General features: G+C 66.2%; 20 protein-coding genes. 15 read left to right on the plus strand and 5 right to left on the minus strand.

Annotated elements, in window-relative coordinates; translation table 11 throughout:
- The first annotated feature begins 47 nt into the window (after positions 1-47).
- The 12 genes from P4826_RS15850 to P4826_RS15905 all read left to right on the plus strand — a co-directional run bounded on the left by P4826_RS15850 (position 48) and on the right by P4826_RS15905 (position 13,090).
- Positions 48-641, plus strand: a complete 594-nt coding sequence (locus P4826_RS15850) for a lytic transglycosylase domain-containing protein (RefSeq protein WP_317701323.1) — start codon at positions 48-50, stop codon at positions 639-641.
- A 24-nt stretch (positions 642-665) separates the two neighbouring features.
- Entirely contained in the window at positions 666-1,766 is a 1,101-nt protein-coding gene (locus tag P4826_RS15855) for a glycosyltransferase family 4 protein (RefSeq protein WP_317701324.1), read from the plus strand.
- A gap of 52 nt (positions 1,767-1,818) precedes the next feature.
- On the plus strand, positions 1,819-2,709 hold the full coding sequence (argB, locus tag P4826_RS15860; protein ID WP_317701325.1) for an acetylglutamate kinase: 891 nt from the start codon (positions 1,819-1,821) through the stop codon (positions 2,707-2,709).
- Between the two features lie 248 nt (positions 2,710-2,957).
- On the plus strand, positions 2,958-3,596 hold the full coding sequence (gene slmA, locus P4826_RS15865; protein ID WP_317701326.1) for a nucleoid occlusion factor SlmA: 639 nt from the start codon (positions 2,958-2,960) through the stop codon (positions 3,594-3,596).
- Between the two features lie 244 nt (positions 3,597-3,840).
- The gene (locus P4826_RS15870; protein ID WP_317701327.1) at positions 3,841-4,488 is read left to right on the plus strand and encodes a TetR/AcrR family transcriptional regulator; all 648 of its coding nucleotides are present in this window, start codon (positions 3,841-3,843) and stop codon (positions 4,486-4,488) included.
- A gap of 62 nt (positions 4,489-4,550) precedes the next feature.
- A complete protein-coding gene (locus P4826_RS15875) occupies positions 4,551-6,347 on the plus strand; it encodes an acyl-CoA dehydrogenase C-terminal domain-containing protein (protein ID WP_317701328.1) in 1,797 nt (598 codons plus the stop codon).
- A gap of 154 nt (positions 6,348-6,501) precedes the next feature.
- Positions 6,502-6,930: a DUF2147 domain-containing protein gene (locus tag P4826_RS15880; RefSeq protein WP_317701329.1), complete on the plus strand. Its 429-nt coding sequence runs from the start codon at positions 6,502-6,504 to the stop codon at positions 6,928-6,930.
- A 15-nt stretch (positions 6,931-6,945) separates the two neighbouring features.
- Complete coding sequence (locus tag P4826_RS15885) at positions 6,946-9,348, plus strand: 3-hydroxyacyl-CoA dehydrogenase/enoyl-CoA hydratase family protein (protein ID WP_317701330.1); 2,403 nt, start codon at positions 6,946-6,948, stop codon at positions 9,346-9,348.
- An 84-nt stretch (positions 9,349-9,432) separates the two neighbouring features.
- On the plus strand, positions 9,433-10,626 hold the full coding sequence (locus P4826_RS15890; RefSeq protein WP_317701331.1) for an acetyl-CoA C-acyltransferase: 1,194 nt from the start codon (positions 9,433-9,435) through the stop codon (positions 10,624-10,626).
- Positions 10,627-10,683: 57 nt separating this feature from the next.
- Positions 10,684-11,511, plus strand: a complete 828-nt coding sequence (locus P4826_RS15895; RefSeq protein ID WP_317701332.1) for an acyl-CoA thioesterase — start codon at positions 10,684-10,686, stop codon at positions 11,509-11,511.
- 5 nt (positions 11,512-11,516) lie between these two features.
- The gene (locus tag P4826_RS15900) at positions 11,517-12,308 is read left to right on the plus strand and encodes an enoyl-CoA hydratase (RefSeq protein WP_317701333.1); all 792 of its coding nucleotides are present in this window, start codon (positions 11,517-11,519) and stop codon (positions 12,306-12,308) included.
- A 197-nt stretch (positions 12,309-12,505) separates the two neighbouring features.
- Positions 12,506-13,090 (plus strand): bactofilin family protein, encoded by a 585-nt coding sequence (locus tag P4826_RS15905; protein ID WP_317701334.1) that lies wholly within the window; start codon positions 12,506-12,508, stop codon positions 13,088-13,090.
- Positions 13,091-13,116: 26 nt separating this feature from the next.
- On the opposite strand, the gene P4826_RS15910 is transcribed toward P4826_RS15905, so the two are convergent.
- On the minus strand, positions 13,117-13,263 hold the full coding sequence (locus tag P4826_RS15910; RefSeq protein ID WP_317701335.1) for a hypothetical protein: 147 nt from the start codon (positions 13,261-13,263) through the stop codon (positions 13,117-13,119).
- Between the two features lie 76 nt (positions 13,264-13,339).
- Entirely contained in the window at positions 13,340-13,762 is a 423-nt protein-coding gene (locus P4826_RS15915) for an acyl-CoA thioesterase (protein ID WP_317701336.1), read from the minus strand.
- 43 nt (positions 13,763-13,805) lie between these two features.
- On the opposite strand from P4826_RS15915, the gene P4826_RS15920 reads away from it, so the two are divergent.
- The 3 genes from P4826_RS15920 to P4826_RS15930 all read left to right on the plus strand — a co-directional run bounded on the left by P4826_RS15920 (position 13,806) and on the right by P4826_RS15930 (position 17,180).
- A complete protein-coding gene (locus P4826_RS15920) occupies positions 13,806-15,647 on the plus strand; it encodes an ABCB family ABC transporter ATP-binding protein/permease (RefSeq protein WP_317701337.1) in 1,842 nt (613 codons plus the stop codon).
- 190 nt (positions 15,648-15,837) lie between these two features.
- Entirely contained in the window at positions 15,838-16,770 is a 933-nt protein-coding gene (locus P4826_RS15925) for a 2-hydroxyacid dehydrogenase (RefSeq protein ID WP_317701338.1), read from the plus strand.
- Positions 16,771-16,841: 71 nt separating this feature from the next.
- Entirely contained in the window at positions 16,842-17,180 is a 339-nt protein-coding gene (locus P4826_RS15930; protein ID WP_317703775.1) for a nucleotide pyrophosphohydrolase, read from the plus strand.
- Positions 17,181-17,346: 166 nt separating this feature from the next.
- Here the strand turns inward: P4826_RS15930 and P4826_RS15935 are convergent, their stop codons facing one another.
- From P4826_RS15935 to P4826_RS15945, 3 genes are all read right to left on the minus strand, one after another.
- On the minus strand, positions 17,347-18,384 hold the full coding sequence (locus tag P4826_RS15935; protein WP_317701339.1) for a DctP family TRAP transporter solute-binding subunit: 1,038 nt from the start codon (positions 18,382-18,384) through the stop codon (positions 17,347-17,349).
- A 142-nt stretch (positions 18,385-18,526) separates the two neighbouring features.
- The gene (locus P4826_RS15940; RefSeq protein WP_317701340.1) at positions 18,527-19,465 is read right to left on the minus strand and encodes a lysylphosphatidylglycerol synthase transmembrane domain-containing protein; all 939 of its coding nucleotides are present in this window, start codon (positions 19,463-19,465) and stop codon (positions 18,527-18,529) included.
- Complete coding sequence (locus P4826_RS15945) at positions 19,462-20,475, minus strand: glycosyltransferase family 2 protein (protein WP_317701341.1); 1,014 nt, start codon at positions 20,473-20,475, stop codon at positions 19,462-19,464. Before P4826_RS15945 ends, P4826_RS15940 begins: the two co-directional genes overlap by 4 nt.
- Positions 20,476-20,612: the final 137 nt, after the last annotated feature.

The following is a 20,612-nucleotide window of genomic DNA, read 5'->3' on the forward strand; positions in this document are numbered from 1 at the left end:
GGGTGGTGCGCGCGCTCTGCATGCCGATGTTGCTGGCGGGGGCATGGATGCCCACAGCGCAGGCGCAGGCCGTTTGGCAGTTCGTGGATCGTGATGGCGTCACGCACATGGGCAATGTGCCGCCGTCGGCGTCGCGTGGCGTGATCTGGCTCGAAGGTGTGGGCTCTGCCGCGCCTGCGGGTCGATCCGGGACGGGTAGCACGAATGCCGCCAAACTACCCGGCTATGCGGCCGCGCAGCCGCTGCTTGAGGAAGCAGCGCGCGCACAGGCCCTGGAGCCCGAGTTGGTCATCGCCGTGGCGGCAGCGGAGTCGGGTTTTAACGCCGATGCGGTATCACGCAAAGGGGCCCTGGGCTTGATGCAAATCATGCCGGCCACAGCGGAGCGCTATGGTGTGGCGGGGCGCTCCGCTACGGGCGGATCGCACGCGGTGATGGATCCCAAGGTCAATGTGCAGGTCGGCAGCCGCTACCTGGCTGACTTGCTGCGCATGTTCGACGGCGACAAGGAGTTGGCCCTGGCTGCCTACAACGCTGGAGAGGGCGCGGTCGTCAAGTACGGCCGGCGCATCCCGCCCTATCCGGAGACGCAGCAGTATGTGGACAAGGTCATGCGCCTGTACCGCACCTTGATGCGGTAGCTACAGTACTCCGATCGGGCTTTCATGATCTGGCTTTCCGTTGTCGCTTTTCTGGGCTCGCTGCTGACCGCTGCTGGCGTATTGCGCTGGGCGCAGGATCATGCCGGCAACTATGGACACGGGATGCCGCAGCGTTTTCATCACGGTGATGTGCCGCGCCTGGGCGGGCTGGCCATGTTGGTGGGCATTGCGCTGAGCTGGGGGTTGGGGCGCCTGACGAGTGGGCTGGGTGATCCGTCGTCGCTGCATATGGGCCCGTGGGTGCTTTGGTGGCTGTTGGCACTGCTCCCGGCCGTGGTGGGCGGCATGGTGGAGGACGTGACCCAGCGCCTGGCGCCACGCTATAGACTGCTGCTGTCCGCACTGACGGCGCTGATGGCGGTGGGTTTGCTGGGCCTGCAGCTGCCGCGGCTGGATTTGCCCTGGCTGGATGGGCTGCTGGCGGCAGCGCCCTGGTTGGGGGTATTCATCGCGCTGCTGGCGGTGACGGGGCTACCCCATGCGTTCAACATCATTGATGGCTATAACGGGCTGGCTGGCATGGTGGCCATCATCGTCTGCTTGGCGCTGGCACATGTGGCGCTGCAGGTGGGCGACCGGGGGCTGGCGGCGGTGCTGGTGTCCACGGCGGCAGCGACGGGGGGGTTTTTGGTTTGGAATTACCCGCGCGGCATGTTGTTTGCTGGTGATGGCGGGGCCTATATCTGGGGAGTGGTGATTGCACTGGGCAGCCTCGCCCTGGTGCAGCGCAACCCTCAGGTCTCGCCCTGGTTTCCCATGCTGCTGCTGATCTACCCGGTCTGGGAGACGGTGTTTTCCATGTACCGCAAGCTGGTGCGCGGGGTGTCGCCTGGCATGGCCGATGCCCTGCATTTCCATCAGCTGATTTACCGGCGCATCGTGCGCCGTGTATTGCACGGTGATGCAGCCCGGCGCATGCTCAAACGCAACAACCGTACATCCCCCTATTTGTGGGCGTTCACGCTGCTGACGGTGGTGCCGGCTGTGTTGTTCTGGAGCTATACGCCGGTATTGATCGCGTTCTGCCTGTTATTCATGGTGTCCTACGTCGTGGCGTACCTTGCCATCATCCGCTTCAAGGTGCCGGGCTGGCTGCAGCCGTGATGGTTCGGTGCGGCACAATTCTCACACCTGTTTTATTGCTTGATCCATTGCCATGACCGATCTCTCCACCATCGCCCCGCGCGACAAGGCCGAAATCCTGGCCCAGGCGCTACCCTATATCCGCAAGTTCCATGGCAAGACCATGGTCATCAAATATGGCGGCAACGCCATGACCGACCCGGAGCTGCAGCAGGACTTTGCCGAGGACGTGGTGCTGCTCAAGCTGGTGGGCATCAACCCGGTGGTGGTGCATGGCGGCGGGCCGCAGATCGAGCAGGCGCTGAACCGCCTGGGCAAGAAGGGCCAGTTCATCCAGGGCATGCGCGTGACCGATGCCGAGACCATGGAGGTGGTCGAATGGGTGCTGGCCGGCGAGGTGCAGCAGGACATCGTGGGCCTGATACACCACGCCGGCGGCAAGGCCGTGGGCCTGACGGGGCGCGACGGCGGGCTGATACGCGCCAGGAAGCTGAAGATGCTGGACCACAAGGATCCGAGCATCGAGCACGACGTGGGCCAGGTGGGCGACATCGTGGCCATTGACCCCAGCGTGGTGAAGGCGCTGCAGGACGATGCCTTCATTCCGGTCATCAGCCCGATCGGCTTTGGCGAGAACAACGAGAGCTACAACATCAACGCCGACGTGGTTGCCAGCCGGCTGGCAACGGTGCTGCAGGCCGAGAAGCTGGTGATGCTGACCAACATCCCTGGTGTACTGGACAAGGCTGGCCAGCTGCTGCCGGAGCTGACACCGCAGCAGATCGACGCGCTGATTGCCGACGGCACCATCTCCGGCGGCATGCTGCCCAAGCTGGCCGGCGCCATTGACGCCGCCAAGGCCGGCGTGAACGCGGTGCATGTGGTGGATGGGCGTGTGCCGCACTCCATGCTGCTCGAAATTCTGACCGACCAGGCCTACGGCACGATGATCCGCAGCAGCTGATAGGGCTGCCAGCGGTTGATCCGGCTTGGTTATTGGCTTTGTAGGAGCGGCTTCAGCCGCGAATGGCGCCATTCGCGGCTGAAGCCGCTCCTACGCACAGATGGCATCGGCTGCTGTCAGATCAGTATTGTGCAGATGGTGAAGGTTGCAGATTTGGAACAAAAGTTGCAACTTAGCCACGTACGCATATCCACCCATGGGCATTTCGACGGGCTGTGCGAGAATCAATTGCACACATTTGTTTCGATATGTCTGAATTCACGCCTACCTATCCCGAGTCCTCCAAGCCCGACGAGGCGCGCGTCACGCGCCGTCGCCTGCAGCCCGGTGAGAGGCGCGAGCAGATTTTGCAGGCCCTGGCGGCCATGCTGCAGCAGCCGGGGGCCGAGCGTGTCACCACGGCCGCCCTGGCGCGCCAGCTGGGGGTGAGCGAGGCGGCGCTGTACCGCCATTTCGCCAGCAAGGCGCAGATGTTCGAAGGGCTGATCGACTTCATAGAGCACAGCGTATTCACCCTGGTGCGCCAGATCGAGGAGCAGGGTGACCAGGCCAATGGGGCCTTGCGCGCCGCGCGCATCGCGGCCATGGTGCTGCAGTTTGGCGAGCACAACCCGGGCATGGTGCGCGTCATGGTGGGCGATGCACTGGTGTTCGAGAACGAGCGCCTGCAGCAGCGCATGAACCTGTTCTTCGACAAGATCGAGGCCCAGCTGCGCCAGTGCCTGCGCCCGGCCGGAGAGGCCGTGGCCGCGCCCACGCTGCAGGCGCAGGTGCGCGCAGCGGCGCTGTGCGACCTGATCCGCGGGCGGCTGCAACGTTACGCGCGTACGGGCTTTCGCCGACTGCCGAGCGAGCAGTTGGACGCTACATTGGCGCTGTTGCTGTAGGGACTTGCATATTCCCGCCTGGCTGGCCATATCGACTAGATAGCGTGCGGTCTCTGGCTGGGCCGCAAGCCCTCACCCCCACCCTCTCCCAGAGGCAGAGGGGGTAATGTCGGGGCAACCGGCAGCCCTCGCACCTCGCGGGTGACTAGTGGTTTACCCGTAAATACACTGCTCAACCAACCGAGGACTGGCACAAGTCCGCAGTTTTGTGCAAAATAGAACGATCGTTCGTTTTATTTTTCCCATGACCCTACCCATCACCCCACGCAAGACTGCCGCCGCGCCCAGGCGCGAAGGGCGGGCCATGCACAAAGGCCAGCAGACCAAGGCGGCCATCGTTGATGCCGCGCTGGGCCTGGCCACGCATATCGGGCTGGAGGGGTTGTCCATAGGCGCGCTGGCCGATGTGACGGGCATGAGCAAGTCGGGCGTGTTTGCCCATTTCGGCTCGCGCGAGGAGCTGCAGATCTCGGTGATCCGCGAATACCACCAGCGTTTTGAGCAAGAGGTGTTCTTTCCAGCCATGGACGCACCGCGTGGCATTGGCCGACTGCGCGCCATGTTCGACAACTGGATGCAGCGCACCTCGATAGAGATCGATTCGGGCTGCATCTACATCAGCGGCGCCGTGGAGTTTGACGACCGCGACGGCCCGGTGCGCGATGCGCTGGCCCATTCGGTGCTGACCTGGCAGGCCGCCATGAAGCGCGCCATCATGCAGTGCAAGGACAGCGGCGAGATCCGCCGGGACGTGGCGGAAGACCAGATGCTGTTCGAGATCCATGGCCTGATCCTGGCGCTGCACTACGAGGCGCGCTTTCTGCACACCCCCGGCTCGATAGACCGCGCCAACAAGGGCTTCGACAATATCCTGGCGCGCTACGCCGCCTGATGCCGTCGCCCACTCACCACTTACCACTCACCACTCACCACTTACCACCCCAGGAGCCAACCATGCCCATCTACAACCCGCCGCTGCGCGACATGCAATTCGTGCTGCACGAAGTCTTCCAGGTCACCGACGCCTTCAAGGCCATGCCGCGCCACGCGGAGGTGGACGTGGACACCGTCAACGCCATCCTGGAGGAGGCCGGCAAGTTCGCCTCCGGCGTGACGTTTCCGCTGAACATCAGCGGCGACGAGGAGGGCTGCACGCTCAACCGCGACACCCATGAGGTGACCACCCCCCAGGGCTTCAAGCAGGCCTACCAGCAGTATGTGGAGGGCGGCTGGGCGGCGCTGTCGTGCGAGCCCGAGTTTGGCGGCCAGGGCCTGCCGCATGTGATGAACCAGTGCCTGTACGAGATGCTCAACAGTGCCAACCAGGCCTGGACCATGTACCCCGGCCTGTCGCACGGCGCCTACGAAGCCCTGCTGGCCCACGGCACGCCCGAGCAAAAGCAGACCTACCTGCCAAAATTAGTCAGCGGCGAATGGACCGGCACCATGTGCCTGACCGAGCCGCACTGCGGCACCGATCTGGGCCTGCTGCGCACCAAGGCCGAGCCGCAGGCGGACGGAACGTACAAGATCACCGGCGCCAAGATCTTCATCAGCGCTGGCGAGCACGACATGGCGGCCAACATCGTGCACCTGGTCCTGGCCCGCCTGCCGGATGCGCCCAAGGGCAGCAAGGGCATCAGCCTGTTTGTGGTGCCCAAGTACCACGTCAACGCCGATGGCAGCCTGGGCGCGCGCAACCCGGTGTTCTGCACGGGGCTGGAGCACAAGATGGGCATACACGGCAACGCCACGGCGCAGATCAGCCTGGATGGCGCGGTGGGCACCCTGGTGGGCGAGCCGCACAAGGGCCTGGCGGCGATGTTCGTGATGATGAACGCCGCCCGCCTTGGCGTGGGCAACCAGTCGCTGGGGCTGACCGAGGTGGCCTACCAGAACGCGCTGGCCTACGCCAAGGATCGCCTGCAGATGCGCAGCCTGTCTGGCACCAAGGCCAAGGACAAGGAGGCCGACCCCATCATCGTGCACCCCGACGTGCGCAAGATGCTGCTCACCGCCAAGGCCTACGCCGAAGGTGCGCGCGCCCTGCAGATCTACTGCACGCTGCTGCTGGACCAGTCGCACCACCACCCCGACGAAAAAGTGCGCAAGGACAGCGACGAGCTGGTGGCGCTGCTGACTCCCATCGTGAAGGCCTTTATCACCGATAACGGCCACACCGCCACCAACGCCTGCATGCAGGTCTTCGGCGGCCATGGCTTCATCAAGGAATGGGGCATGGAGCAGCACGTGCGCGACAACCGCATCAACATGATCTACGAGGGCACGAACACCGTGCAGTCGCTGGATCTGCTGGGCCGCAAGGTGCTGGGCAACCAGGGCGCGACGCTGAAAAAATTCGGCAAGCTGGTCGCCGCGTTGGTGGCTGAAGAAGGTGTGAACGAGAAGATGGCCGAGTTCATCAACCCCATCGCCATGCTGGGCGAGCAGATGACGAAGTTCACCACCGAGATCGGCTTCAAGGGCATGCAAAACCCCGACGAGGTGGGCGCCGCCGCCGTGGACTACCTGCGCGTGGCCGGCCACCTGGTGTTTGGCTACATGTTCGCGCGCATGGCACAGGTGGCGCTGCGTGCGATTGCCGCGGGCAATGCCGACCCGTTCTACGTCGCCAAGCTGCAAACGGCACGCTTCTACTTCGCCAAGCTGTTCCCCGAGACCGTGATGCTGATGCGCACGGCGCGCGCGGGTAGCAAGGTGTTGATGGACACGGACGCGGCGCTGGCCTAAAGGTCTCCCACCCTCACCCCAGCCCTCTCCCCCCTTGCGGGAGAGGGAGCCAAACCGCGGTGCCGAATTTGGGTGCTCCCTCTCCCCCTTGGGGGAGAGGGCAGGGGTGAGGGGGTAAATACTCGAATTAGCTATCTATTGCCACGGAGTCCTTATGAAACAAGCGTTAACAGCTATCGTTTTAATGGCAATCGCCGCCCCCGCCCTGGCCCAGATAAGCCCGCTGGGCCTGTGGCGCAGCATTGACGACAAGACCGGTGAGCCCAAGGCCGAGATCCGCGTCACGGACAACGCCGGCGCCCTGAGCGGGCGCATAGAAAAGACCCTGCGCAAGGACGCCAAGCCCACCTGCACCGAATGCCAGGACGACCGCAAGGGCCAGCCCATCGTCGGCCTGGAGATCATCCGCGGCGGCAAGCAGGCCGAGGGCAAGGATGTCTGGGAGGGCGGCAAGATTCTCGACCCCGAGAACGGCAAGGACTACCGCGCCAGCCTCACGCCCGTGGACGGCGGCAAGAAGCTGGAGGTGCGCGGCTACCTGGGCCCGTTCTGGCGCACCCAGACCTGGCAGCGCGTGGAATAAATTGGAAAGAAAACCATGACCCGATTCAATGTGAAAAAAGTCGCCGTGCTCGGCGCGGGCGTGATGGGCGCGCAGATTGCCGCCCACCTCGTCAACGTGAAGGTGCCGGTGGTGCTGTTCGACCTTCCCGCCAAGGAGGGCAGCAAGAGCGCCATCGCCGAAAAGGCCATCGCCAACCTGAAGAAGCTCAAGCCCTCGCCCCTGGGTGTGGCCGATGATGCCGAGCTGATCCAGCCCGCCAACTACGAAGAGCATCTGAAGCTGCTCAAGGACTGCGACCTGGTGATCGAGGCCATTGCCGAGCGCATGGACTGGAAGCTGGACCTGTACACGAAGATCGCCCCCCATGTGGCCAGGCACGCGCTGCTGGCGTCCAACACCTCGGGCCTGTCCATCACCAAACTGAGCGAGGCGCTGCCCGAGGCCCTGCGCCACCGCTTCTGCGGCATCCACTTCTTCAACCCGCCGCGCTACATGCCGCTGGTGGAGCTGATCGCCACGCCCACCACCGAGGCGCGCGTGATCGACCAGCTGGAGGCCTTTGTCACCAGCGGCCTGGGCAAGGGTGTGGTGCGGGCCAAAGACACGCCCAACTTCATCGCCAACCGCATCGGCATCGCCGGCATGCTGTCCACGATGCAGGAGGCGGACAACTTTGGCCTGACGTTTGACGTGGTGGACGACCTCACGGGCAAGAAGCTGGGCCGCGCCAGCAGCGGCACGTTCCGCACCGCCGACGTGGTGGGCCTGGACACCATGGCCCATGTCATCAAGACGCTGCAGGACAACCTGAGCCTGGACACCGACCCCTTCTACGGCAGCTTTGGCACGCCGGCCGTGCTCAGCAAGCTCATAGCAATGGGCAACCTGGGGCAGAAGTCCAAGGCCGGCTTCTTCAAGAAGCAGGGGCGTGACATCCTGCGCTTCGAGCTCGACAGCGAGGACTATGTGCCCGCCGGCCAGAAGGCCGACGAGGTCTACGCCCGCATGCTGAAAAAACCCGCCGCCGAGCGCCTGAAACTGCTGCGCAATGCCGAGGGCGCGCCGGGCCAGTTTTTGTGGGCCATTTTGCGCAACGGCTTTCACTACGCGGCCATCCACCTGGAGCACATTGCCGAGTCCGCGCGCGACCTGGATCAGGCCATGCGCTGGGGCTTTGGCATGAAGCAGGGCCCGTTCGAGCTGTGGCAGGAGGCCGGCTGGCTGGAGGTGGCCAGGATGGTGCAGGAGGACATCGATGCCGGCAAGGCGCTGTGCAGCGCGCCGCTGCCGAAATGGGTCTTCGAAGGCCCGGTGGCCCAGGCCGGCGGCGTGCATACGGCCGATGGATCGTGGAGCCCGGCACTGAAAAAGTTTGTAGCGCGCCGCGTACTGCCCGTCTACGAAAGACAGCTTTTCCCTGAAAAATTGCTGGGCGAGGCCAGTCTGCCCGACTGGCAGACGGCCGGCACCACCCTGTCGGAATCCAAGGCGCTGCGCACCTGGACGCTCGATGGCCAGGTCTTGATCGCCAGCATCAAGAACAAGATGCACGCCATCAGCCCCGAGGTCATGGAGGGCCTGATGGAGGCCGTGGATCTGGCCGAGGCCGAGTACCAGGGCATGGTGATCTGGTCGGGTGATGCGCCGTTCTCGGTCGGTGCGGATCTGGAAGCCACCATGCCGGCCTTCGTCGTCGGCGGGGCGGATGCCATCGACAGCATCGAGCATGAGCTGCAAAACCTGATGCTGCGCCTGCGCTACGCCCAGGTGCCGGTGGTGGCCGCCATCCATGGCATGGCGCTGGGCGGGGGCTGCGAGCTGTCGGTGTACAGCGCGCGCCGCGTGGCCCACATGGAAAGCTATATGGGCCTGGTGGAAGTGGGCGTGGGCCTGGTGCCCGGCGCCGGCGGCCTGACCTACATCGCCCGCCGCGCGGCCGAGAACGCCGCCGCCAGCACCGGCAAGGACATCCTGCCCTTCCTGAGCGAGGGCTTCACCGCCGCCGCCATGGCCAAGGTGGGCATGAGCGCGCTGGAGTCGAAGAAGCTGGGCTACCTGCTCGATAGCGACATCATCGTGCCGCACAAGGACGAGCTGCTGTTCGTCGCCATCAACGAGGCCAAGGCGATGGCCGCGGGTGGCTGGCGCGCGCCCTTGAAGCGCCTGTTCCCGGTGGCCGGGCGCAGCGCCATCGCCACCATCAAGGCGCAGCTGGTGAACATGCGCGATGGCGGCTTCATCAGCGCCTACGACTTCAAGATCGCCGCGATGATTGCCGAGGTGGTGTGCGGCGGCGACGTGGACGCGGGCAGCCTGGTGAGCGAGGAATACCTGATGCAGCTAGAGCGCAAGGTGTTCTGCCACCTGATCGGCCAGCCCAAGACGCACGAGCGCATCCTGGGCATGCTGAATACGGGTAAGCCGGTGCGCAATTGATGTATCAGCCATGGCACTGAGTCACCCTCACCCCCACCCTCTCCCGCCAGCGGGAGAGGGAGTGAAACCATAAGGACATCTGTCATGAAACAAGTACAAGACGCCTACATCGTCGCCGCCACGCGCACGCCCATCGGGCGTTCGGGCCGCGGTTACTTCAAGAACACGCGCCCGGACGACCTGCTGGTCGCCGCCATCCGCGGCGCCATGGCGCAGGTGCCCACGCTGGACCCGAAGGCCATCGAGGACAGCATCATCGGCTGCTCCTTCCCCGAGGGTGAGCAGGGCATGAACATGGCGCGCATCGCCATGGGCCTGGCCTTTAACCACCCGGTGGGTGGCGTCACGGTGAACCGCTTTTGCGCCTCCGGCGTGACCGCCATACAGATGGCGGCCGACCGCATCCGCGTGGGCGAGGCAGACGTGCTGATTGCCGGCGGCGCCGAGTCCATGAGCATGGTGCCTATGGGCGGCAACAAGCCATCCTTCAACCCGGAGGTGTTTGCCAAAGACGAGAACGTGGGCATTGCCTACGGCATGGGCCTGACCGCCGAGAAGGTGGCGCAGCAGTGGAAGGTCTCGCGCGAGGCGCAGGACGCTTTTGCGCTGGAATCGCACCTGCGCGCCATCCGCGCCCAGCAGGCGGGCGAGTTTGCGGACGAGATCACGCCCTTCGAGATCGTTGAGCGCAGCCCCAACCTTGCCACCGGCGAGGTCGTGACCAAGACGCGCACGGTGAACCTGGACGAGGGCCCGCGCCCCGACACCTCGCTGGAAGGCCTGGCCAAGCTCAAGACCGTGTTCGCCGCGCGCGGCTCGGTCACGGCGGGCAACAGCAGCCAGACCAGCGACGGCGCCGGCGCGCTGATCCTGGCGAGCGAAAAGGCGGTGAAGCAGTTTGGCCTGACGCCCCTGGCGCGCTTTGTCAGCTACGCCGCGCGTGGCGTGCCGCCCGAGATCATGGGCATCGGCCCCATCGAGGCCATTCCCGCCGCGCTGCGCTACGCCGGCCTGCAGTCCTCGGACATTGGCTGGTACGAGCTCAATGAGGCCTTCGCTGCCCAGTCCCTCGCCGTGATGAACACGCTGGGGCTGGATCCGGCCAAGGTCAACCCCATGGGCGGCGCCATCGCCCTGGGCCACCCGCTGGGCGCCACCGGGGCGATACGCGCCGCCACCGTGGTGCATGCGCTGCGCCGCCACAAGCTGAAGTACGGCATGGTGACCATGTGCGTGGGCACGGGCCAGGGCGCGGCCGGCATCTTCGAAAGCCTTTGAGGCCAGGGTCGCCCGCATGACGCGGGCCCCGCCCCAAACCGTGCACACTTGGGTGCCATGACTCACGCCACACATCCTTTCGACGACGCGCTGGCCCTTGACCCCGGCGTGCCCGACCATTTCAGCGGCCGCACCACGCCCGGCTACTGGAACATGGTCGGGCCCTATGGCGGCATCACAGCGGCCACGCTGCTGCAGGCGGTGCTGCGCCACCCGCTGCTGCTGGGCGAGCCGCTGTCGCTCACCGTGAACTACGCCGCCGCCGTGGCCGAGGGGCCATTTACCGTGCAGGCCACGCCGGTGCGCACCAACCGCTCCACCCAGCACTGGATGGTGACGGTGCAGCAGGCCAATGCCGGCGGCGAGCAGATGGTGACCACCACCGCCACCGTGGTCACCGCCGCACGGCGCGAGACCTGGGGCGTGAGCGACCAGCCCATGCCCGCCGTGCCCGCCCCCGCGCAATGCCAGCGCACACCGCCGATGTTCCGCGTGGAATGGCTGAACCGCTATGAAATGCGCCCCGTCACGGGCGAGCTGCCCACGCAGTGGGACGACAGCGGCCACACCAGCCTGACGCAGCTGTGGCTGCGCGACGCGCCTGAGCGCGCGCTGGACTTTGCGGCGCTGGCCGCCATGTGCGACGTGTTCTACCCGCGCGTCTGGCTGCGCCGCGCGCGCCATGTGCCGGCGGGCACGGTGTCGATCACCGTGTACTTTCATGCCGGCAGTGCGCTGCTGGCCCAGACCGGCGACGGCTATCTGCTGGCCCAGGCGCGTGCGCAGGAGTTTCGCAACGGCTTCTTCGACCAGTCGGCCCAGCTGTGGAACCAGGCCGGCAGCCTGCTGGCCACCAGCCACCAGATCGTTTACTACAAGGAATGAACGCCATGAGCAGCACGCAAGACATGCTGGTGCACACCGAGGCTGGTGTGACCACGCTGACCTTCAACCGCGCCGACAAGAAAAACTCCATCACCGAGGCCATGTACGCCGCCATGGCCGATGCGCTGGAGCAGGCCGCGCAGGACGCCGCCGTGCGCTGCGTCGTGTTCCAGGGCGACCTGGCCATCTTCAGCGCCGGCAACGACATTGCCGACTTTCTGCAGCAGTCCTCGAAAGGCGCCGCGCCCGAGCTTGCGGGCGAGCGCCCGGTGTGGCGCTTTCTGCGCCTGCTGGCGGGCTTCCCCAAGCCGCTGGTGGCGGCCGTCTGCGGCCCGGCCGTGGGCATTGGCACCACGCTGCTGCTGCATTGCGACCTGGTCTACGCGGGCGACAACGCCGCGTTCTCGCTGCCCTTCGTGAACCTGGGCCTGTGCCCCGAGGCGGCCTCCAGCCTGCTGTTGCCGCAGATGCTGGGCTACCACCGGGCAGCCGAGGCCCTGCTCCTGGGCGAGCCCTTCATGGCCGAGGCGGCGCTCGAGGTGGGCCTGGTGAACCGCGTCGTGCCCCCCAGTGAATGCAACGCCCTGGCCCAGGCCCAGGCGCGCAAGCTGGCGGCCAAGCCCCTGTCCGCGCTGATCGAGACCAAGCGCCTGATGAAGGCCGGCCAGGCCAGCGAGGTGCAGGCGCGCATGCAGGAAGAGGGCGCGAGCTTTGCCCGCCTGATGGCCGGCCCCGCCGCCAAGGAGGCCTTCACCGCCTTCATGCAGAAACGCAAGCCGGACTTCAGCAGTTGCTGAGGCCCTTGCCGCTGCAGGTGCCGGCTGCGGGTGATGCAAAATTTGTAGCATTCGCAGCGCTTGCTGTGTGATGCTGCAAGCCATGAAAGCGCATGCAACGAACGAGCGGTTTGGTTACCGTTCTTGCGCAATCAGGGCGGTTTTGCTGCGCTGCAACTTCTACGATCCGTGGTGTTTTTATCAGGAGATCCGAACCCATGGCCGTGCAAAACCCCTTCTTTGGCAAACGTGACAACGATGCGTTCCAGGCCCGTCAACCCTCGCCCGTGCTCGGCGGCAGCAACGTGACCGGTCAGACCAGCACCAGCACCACCAACCCCAGCACCGCCAGCAGCATGAACACCAGCAAGCCCGCAGCGTCCAGCACCACCGAGAGCGGCGGCAGCAAGCTCACCGTGGGCCCCAACATCAAGCTCAAGGGCGTGGAGATCACCGATTGCGACACCCTGGTGGTGGAGGGCACGGTGGAGGCGACCATGGACTCGCGCGTGATCCAGATCACCGAGCAGGGCGCGTTTCGCGGCACGGCCGAGATCGACATTGCCGAGATCCATGGCGAGTTCGACGGCTCGCTCACCGTGCGCGAGAAGCTGGTGATCTTCAGCACCGGCAAGGTGACGGGCAAGATCCGCTACGGCAAGGTGGTGATCGAGGAGGGCGGCCAGTTGTCGGGCGAGATTTCGGTCGGCGTGGGCGGCGCCCGCGCGCCAGCGGCATCCACCTCTGCTGTGACCAGCAGCACCAGCAGCGCGGCATCCTCGTCCACCCTGGCGGCGGCCTGACCTGCCACCGGCGATCGGCTTGGCTATCAGGTGCGCAGCAGCAGCGCGTACACGGCCACGCCGCCGTAGCCCAGCCCCAGGGCGGCGCACACCAGGTACAGCGCCACGCTGAACCAGTACCTCAGCGGCTCATCGTCGCGTTCAAAAGTACGCCAGCCGCGCGGCTGGCGCACCTCGCCGCTGTGCAGCGCCTGCCGCTCCAGGTGCAGGCACCAACCCCGGCGCCCAGCAGCAGCAGGGCCCAGAGCATCATGCGGGCAGCTGCGCGGGCGCTATCGGGCGCGGCCGGCCCTGGTCGTCAATGGCCACATAGGTCAGGCGCGCCTCGGTCACCTTCACATGCTGGCCCTGGGCGCGAATATGCTCGGCGTACACCTCCACCTGCACCGTGATCGAGGTGTTCCCCAGGCGGGTCACGCTGGAGAAGAACGACAGCAGGTCGCCCACGCGCACCGGCTGTTTGAAGATGAACTCGTTCACCGCCACGGTGGCCATGCGCCCCTGGATCAGGCGCGCCGGCAGCACCGAGCCGGCCAGATCGACCTGCGCCATCACCCAACCGCCGAAGATGTCGCCGTTGCCGTTGGTGTCCGCCGGCATGGGTATGACCTTGAGCACCAGCTCCTTGTCGGTGGGCAGTTGCGTGGCGGCGCTGAGGCGATCCTGGGACATGGGCACAATCTCGGGCTTGTTTTGACTCCTTTGATTGTCCTCCATGCGCCGCCACGGCGATTCCTCGCCCCCCATGTCCGCGGCCGCAGAGCCCAAAACCCGAGCCGACGCCGCTACGCTGGCGCGGCTGCTGCCCTACCTGTGGGAATACAAATGGCGCGTGGCCGCGGCCATTGCCTTGATGCTGGGCGCAAAAATGGCCAATGTGGGCGTGCCGCTGCTGCTCAAGCAGCTGGTGGACGCCATGACCATCGCGCCAGGGGCGCCGGCGGCGCTGCTGGTCGTGCCCGTGGGCCTGCTGCTGGCCTATGGGGCGCTGCGCTTCACCAATTCGCTGTTCACCGAACTGCGCGAGCTGGTGTTTGCCAAGGCCACGCAGGGTGCGGCGCGCTCGATTGCGCTGCAGACCTTCCAGCACCTGCATGCGCTCAGTCTGCGCTTTCACCTCGAGCGTCAGACCGGCGGCATGACGCGCGACATCGAGCGCGGCGTGCGCGGCATCGAGTCGCTGATCTCCTTCTCGCTGTTCAACGTGTTTGCCACGCTCATCGAGGTGGTGCTGGTGCTCAGCGTGCTGGCCGTCAAGTTCGATGCCTGGTTTGCCTGGATCACGCTGGCGGCCATGGTGCTGTACATCATCTACACCGTGCTGGTGACCGAGTGGCGCACCAAGTTCCGCCGCGAGGCCAACGAATTTGACTCGGCCGCGCACACCAAGGCCGTGGATTCGCTGCTCAACTACGAAACCGTCAAGTACTTCAACAACGAAGGCTTCGAGGCGCAGCGCTACGACGAGAGCCTGGAGCGCCTGCGCCGCGCCCGCCTGAAAAGCCAGACCACGCTGTCCATGCTCAACACCGGCCAGCAGCTCATCATTGCCGTGGGCCTGGTGGCCATGCTCTGGCGCGCCACGCAGGGCGTGGTCGATGGCCGCATGACGCTGGGCGATCTGGTCATGGTCAACGCGTTCATGATCCAGCTCTACATCCCGCTCAACTTCCTGGGCGTGATCTACCGCGAGATCAAGCAGAGCCTCACGGACCTGGACAAGATGTTCACCCTGATGGACAAGGAGCGCGAGGTGGCCGATGCCCCCGGCGCCCAGCCGCTGACGGGCCTCAGCCAGCCCGCGGTGCGTTTTGAAGACGTGCATTTTTCGTACGAAACCCGCAAGGGCAACGACCTGAGTACGGGCCGCCCCATCCTCCAGGGCATCAGCTTCGAGATCCCCGCGGGCAAGACAGTGGCGGTGGTGGGCCCTTCGGGCTCGGGAAAATCCACGCTGGCGCGCTTGCTGTTCCGCTTCTACGACATCCAGCAGGGCCGCATCACCATCGCGGGGCAGGAGATCCGCAGCGTGACCCAGGCCAGCGTGCGCCAGGCGATCGGCATCGTGCCGCAGGACACGGTACTGTTCAATGACACCGTGGCCTACAACATTGCCTACGGCCGCCCGGGCGCCACGCAGGAAGAGATCGAATCCGCGGCCCGCGCCGCGCGCATCCACGACTTCATTGCGTCCACGCCCAAAGGCTACGCCACCATGGTCGGCGAGCGCGGGCTCAAGCTCTCGGGCGGTGAAAAGCAGCGCGTGGCGATTGCGCGCACGTTGCTCAAGAACCCGCCCATTCTGATCTTTGACGAGGCCACCAGCGCGCTCGACTCGGCCAACGAACGCGCCATCCAGGCCGAACTGCAGGGCGTGGCGCAGAACAAGACCACGCTGGTGATCGCGCACCGCCTGTCCACGGTGGTGGACGCGCACGAGATCCTGGTCATGGACGCGGGCCGCATCATCGAACGCGGCACGCACGCGCAGCTGCTGGCCCAAGGGGGCCGATACGCCAGCATGTGGGCGCTGCAACAAAGCGACCCGTCCGCTTGAGTAGCGCCTTGCCTGTGTGAAGTCATCCTGCACCGACCCCCATCCGTTCACGCTGAGCCTGCCGAAGCGCCGCACAACGCTTCAACGGGTTCAGCCGAGCGGTCTGGGCCAAGGGGCAATGAAATGCGTGGCTGTCGTGGCGTGCCGCAAACGCCCCGTCTGAACAACCTGTCGTACGAAACCTGATCCCATGAAACCCGTCCTGCTTGCCCTGTCGTTCCTGTCTGAAGAACACCGCGCCCAGATGGCGCAGGCCTTCGAAGTCCTCTACGCCCCCGACGCCGCGCAGGCCGCTGCGGCCATTGCGCAGCACGGCAGCCGCGTGCGTGTGGTGCTGACCATCGGGGCCACGGGCTTGTCGCCCGCGCAGATCGACGCGCTGCCCGCGCTCACGCTGATCTGCGTGCTCGGCGCGGGCTACGAGAACGTGGCCGTTCAGCATGCGAAGGCGCGCGGCATCGTGGTGGCCACCGGTGCCGGAACCAACGACGACTGCGTGGCCGACCACACCTGGGGCCTGCTGATTGCGGCGCAGCGCCGCATCCTGCCGCTGGACAAGGCCACGCGTGCCGGCATCTGGCGCACGGCCCTGCCGCTGCCACCCAACGTGTCGCACAAGCGGCTGGGCATCATCGGCCTGGGCACCATCGGCAAGAAGATTGCGCAGCGCGCCCTGGGCTTCGAGATCGAGGTGGGCTACCACAACCGCAGCGCCCGCACCGATGTGCCTTACCGCTACTTTGCCGATGTGGCAGCGCTGGCCGCGTGGGCGGACTTCCTCGTCATCGCCACGCCCGGCGGCGCGGGCACACAACACCTGGTCAACGCGGAGGTGCTGAAGGCGCTGGGCCCACGCGGCGTGGTGGTCAACATCGCCCGCGGCAGCGTGATCGACACCGCCGCGCTGGCTGCCGCGCTGCGCGAAGGCCGCATTGCGGCAGCCGGCCTGGATGTGTACGAGAGCGAGCCCGCACCCCCCGCCGAGCTGCTGGACCTGGACAACGTGGTGCTCACGCCCCATGTGGCGGGCTGGTCGCCCGAAGCCGTGCAGAACTCGGTGGACCGCTTCATGGAAAACGCCCGCCGCCATCTGGCGGGTGAGGTGCCGGTGTCGCCCCTTTGAAGTTTCAATAAAAAAGGCCTCTGGCGCTTTCTGGGTAAGCGCTGACAGCTATGAAAAAAGGAGTAACTGCCATGCCGCTGGATGTGGACGCCTTGCAGGCGCGGTTGCGGGCATTTGCCGCCGAGCGCCAGTGGCAGCCGTTTCATACGCCCAAGAATCTTTCGACGGCGCTGATGGTGGAGGCGGCCGAACTGGCCGAGATCTTCCAGTGGATGACCCCCGAGCAATCGCTGGCAGTGCGCGGCGATCCGGCGCTCAGGGAACCCATTGCTGACGAAGTGGCCGATGTGCTGCTCTACCTGCTGCAACTGGCCGACCACGCGGGCGTGGACCTGGCGGCAGCGGTGGAGCACAAGCTGGCGAAGAACGCGCTCAAGTACCCCGCGCCAGGCACCGGGTCTGCAATGTGAGCAAAAAATACCTCTGGCGCTTGTCTGGATTGCGCGAGTAGCTATCGATAGTGAAGCAATAGCCTAGTGAAGCAATAGCCAGTAGCGTTTGCCGCAATGCACCGCAAAAAAAGCCCCGCTTGCGCGGGGCTCTCGAGCAGGGCGGTACGCCCGCCTGCGCTGGCTCTTACTGCTTGCGCGCCGCTATCGCCTTTTCTGCCATGTTCACCAGGTCGGTGCCGATCTGGCTCTTCCACTTGTCGTACACGGGGCGCGTGGCTTTCACGAAGGCCTCGCGCTCGGCCGGGGTGAGCTGGGTGACCGTGACGCCCAGGGCGCCGATGTCCTTGAGCAGCGGCTTGTCGGCCTCGATCACGCCCTTGCGGGCAATGGCGATTTCTTCCTTGCCCGCCTCGATGGCGGCCTGTTTGACGATCTCGCGGTCGGCCGGTGTCCAGCTGTTCCACACTTCCTTGTTGACCACAAAGATCAGCGGATCATTCACGTAGCCCCACAGCGTGATGTGCTTTTGCGCCACGCTGTGCAGCTTGGCGGCGGTGAAGATGGAAAGCGGGTTTTCCTGCCCGTCCACGGCGCCGCTGGCAAAGGCGGGCTGGGCGTCGGCCCAGCTCATCTGCGTGGGGTTGGCGCCCAGGGCGGTGAAGGTATCGAGGAACAGGGGCGAGCCCACCACGCGGATCTTCAGGCCCTTGAGGTCGGCGGGGCTCTTGATGGCCAGCTTGGAGTTGGAGATTTCGCGGTAGCCGTTTTCCCCCCAGGCCAGGGGCACCACACCGGCCTTGTCCAGCGTGGCGAAGATGCTCTTGCCCACGTCGCCCTGCGTCACGGCATCCACGGCCGCGTAGTCAGGGAACAGGAAGGGCAGCGAGAACAGGTTGAGCTGCTTGACCTGGGGCGACCAGTTGATGGTGGAGCCCACGGCCATGTCGATCACGCCCTGGCGGAGCGCGCTGAACTCGCGTGTCTGGTCGCCCTGGATCAGCGACACGCCGGGGTAGAGCTTGATGTTGATGCGGCCATTGGTGCGCTCGCGCACCTTGTTGGCCCACAGCTCGCCGCCCTTGCCCCAGGGGAACGCGGGGCCCAGCACCAGCGACATGCGGTACTCGCTCTTGTAGGCCGTCTGGGCCAGGGCCGCAGGGGCCGTGAAGGCGAGGGCGGCGGCAGTGGCCAGGGCGGTGGTGAGAAAGGTGCGCAGTTTCATGGGGTCTCCTTACTATGAAATGAATAGCTGGTGGCGCTTTTTGGGCAAGCGTTGGGGCCACTTTTTACCATCAAAGAGGGGCGTTGCTGGCGGCTGGCCAGCACGTCCGGCTCTGCATGCCAGCGGTGTCCATTGTGCGGCGCTACGCATTTTTGTCCCGCGCTGCGCCAAGGCCGAACGCCAGCGCACCCGCGCCGCCCTGCGCCAGCCCGTACAGGCCATACACCAGGGCCGCCCCCACGGCGCCGGCGGCATCCACACCAAACGGCGCGAGTGCCAGCACGGCGGCGGCCTCGCGCGTGCCCCAGCCCCCCACGCTGACCGGCAGCGCAGCCAGCAAAAAGATGGGGGCCATGGCAAAGGCCCAGGCGGGCCAGGCCGCCTGCACCCCCAGGGCCCACGCGCCCGCTGCCAGTGCGGCCGCCGACAGCACCTGCACGGCCATGGACGCCAGCGCCTGGTGCAGCAGCCGCGGCCCTGTATCGGGCTGGTTGGCCAGCGTGTGCAGTGCTGCGAGCCAGCGGTGCGCAGGCGCTGCGCGGCGGCGCAAGTGCCGCATGCCGGCCCAGGGCAGCACCAGCCCCAGAACGGCTGCCAAGCCTGCCAGGCCGGCCAGGGCCCAGGCAGGCACCCCCGCCCAGGGAGCCAGCACCGGGGCCGATGCCAGCGCGCCCAGGGCGCCGAGCACGCACAACATCCACAACCCGCTGAGCCGGTCGAGCAGCACCGAGGCACTGGCCGCCACGGCATTTGCGCCGCTTTGTCGCAAGGCCACCGCGCGGTACACGTCGCCGCCCACAACGGCGCCGGGCAGCAGGGCGTTCAGGCCCATGGCCTGAAAGTACCAGCGCAGCGCAGACCGGCCCGGCATATCGGCCCCCAGCCACTGCACCAGGGCGCGCCAGCGCAGGGCCGACACGATGTTGGATGCCAGCGCCAGCGCCAGCCCCGCCAGCAGCCACAGGGGCTGCGCCTGCCGCAGCCGCAGCCACAGCTGGGGCAGATCGGCCAGTGCCATCACGCCCAGGAGAAGGCCCAGACCCAGCAGCCCGCGCAGCAGGGCCTTGTGGGTGCGGCTCATGCGAGCGGGGCGGGGGGTGGTGTGGTCGAGGGGGCTGTTTCGGCCAGGGGGTCGTGCTCGTGTGCGTAAAACTGGGGCTGGCCCCGGCCTTCGTGGTAGATGCGGATCAGCATCTCGCCCACCAGACCGGCCACGATGAGCTGCAGCCCCATCAGCAGCAGCATCACGCCTGTGATGAGCAGCGGCCGCCCGCCCACATCGTGCCCCAGCAGCTTGAGCCCGGCGAGCCAGGCCAGCATCAGCAGGCCCGGCGTGGCCAGCCACAGGCCCATGCCGCCAAAGGCGTGCAGCGGACGGTGCCGGTAGCGCATGAAGAACACGATCAGCATCAGGTCCAGGATCACGCGGAAGGTGCGGTCGATGCCGTATTTGGACACGCCCCGCGTGCGGGCATGGTGGCGCACCGGCACCTCGGTAATGCGCGCACCGGCTTCTTTGGCCAGCGAGGGGATGAACCGGTGCAGCTCGCCATACAGGCGGATGCGGTCGATGATGGGGCGGCGGTAGGCCTTGAGCGCGCAGCCGTAGTCGTGCAGGTGCACGCCGGTGCTGCGCGAGATGAGCCGGTTGGCCAGCATGGAGGGCAGGCGGCGCGACAGGGCCTTGTCCTGCCGCTGGTGGCGCCAGCCCGAGACCATGTCCACCTCGGGGTCGGTCTCCAGGCGCTGCAGCAGCAAGGGGATGTCCTGGGGTTCGTTTTGCAGGTCGGCGTCGAGCGTGACCACGTAGCGGCCGCGGACGCGGTCAAAACCCGCCTGCAGGGCGGCCGACTGGCCGTAGTTGCGCACCAGGCACACCGCGCGCAGCCAGGGCCGGCCCGCGGCAAGCTCGCGCAGGCGGGCAGCACTGCCGTCGCTGGAGCCGTCGTCTACCGCAATCAGCTCGAAGCTCAGGGGCTGGGTGGCCATTGCCCCGTGTATGCGCTCGACCAAGTCGGGAAGGTTCTCGAGTTCGTTATAAATGGGCACCACAATCGAGACTTCGGGCGGTATGGTGCGTGAATCGCGCATGGGTGGGCTCAGGTGGTGGTCATTGGACTTGGTATTGTGCCAAGGCAAAGGCCCGCCAAGCCGCTGCCCGCCTTGCTCTCTGTGCCACTGCGGCTTTATTTTCTGGTTGCCTCCCTTGACTTTCGCTCCGTCGCCCC

Origin of the sequence: Diaphorobacter limosus (assembly GCF_033100095.1) — a bacterium.
Classification (GTDB): Bacteria; Pseudomonadota; Gammaproteobacteria; order Burkholderiales; family Burkholderiaceae_C; genus Alicycliphilus; species Alicycliphilus limosus.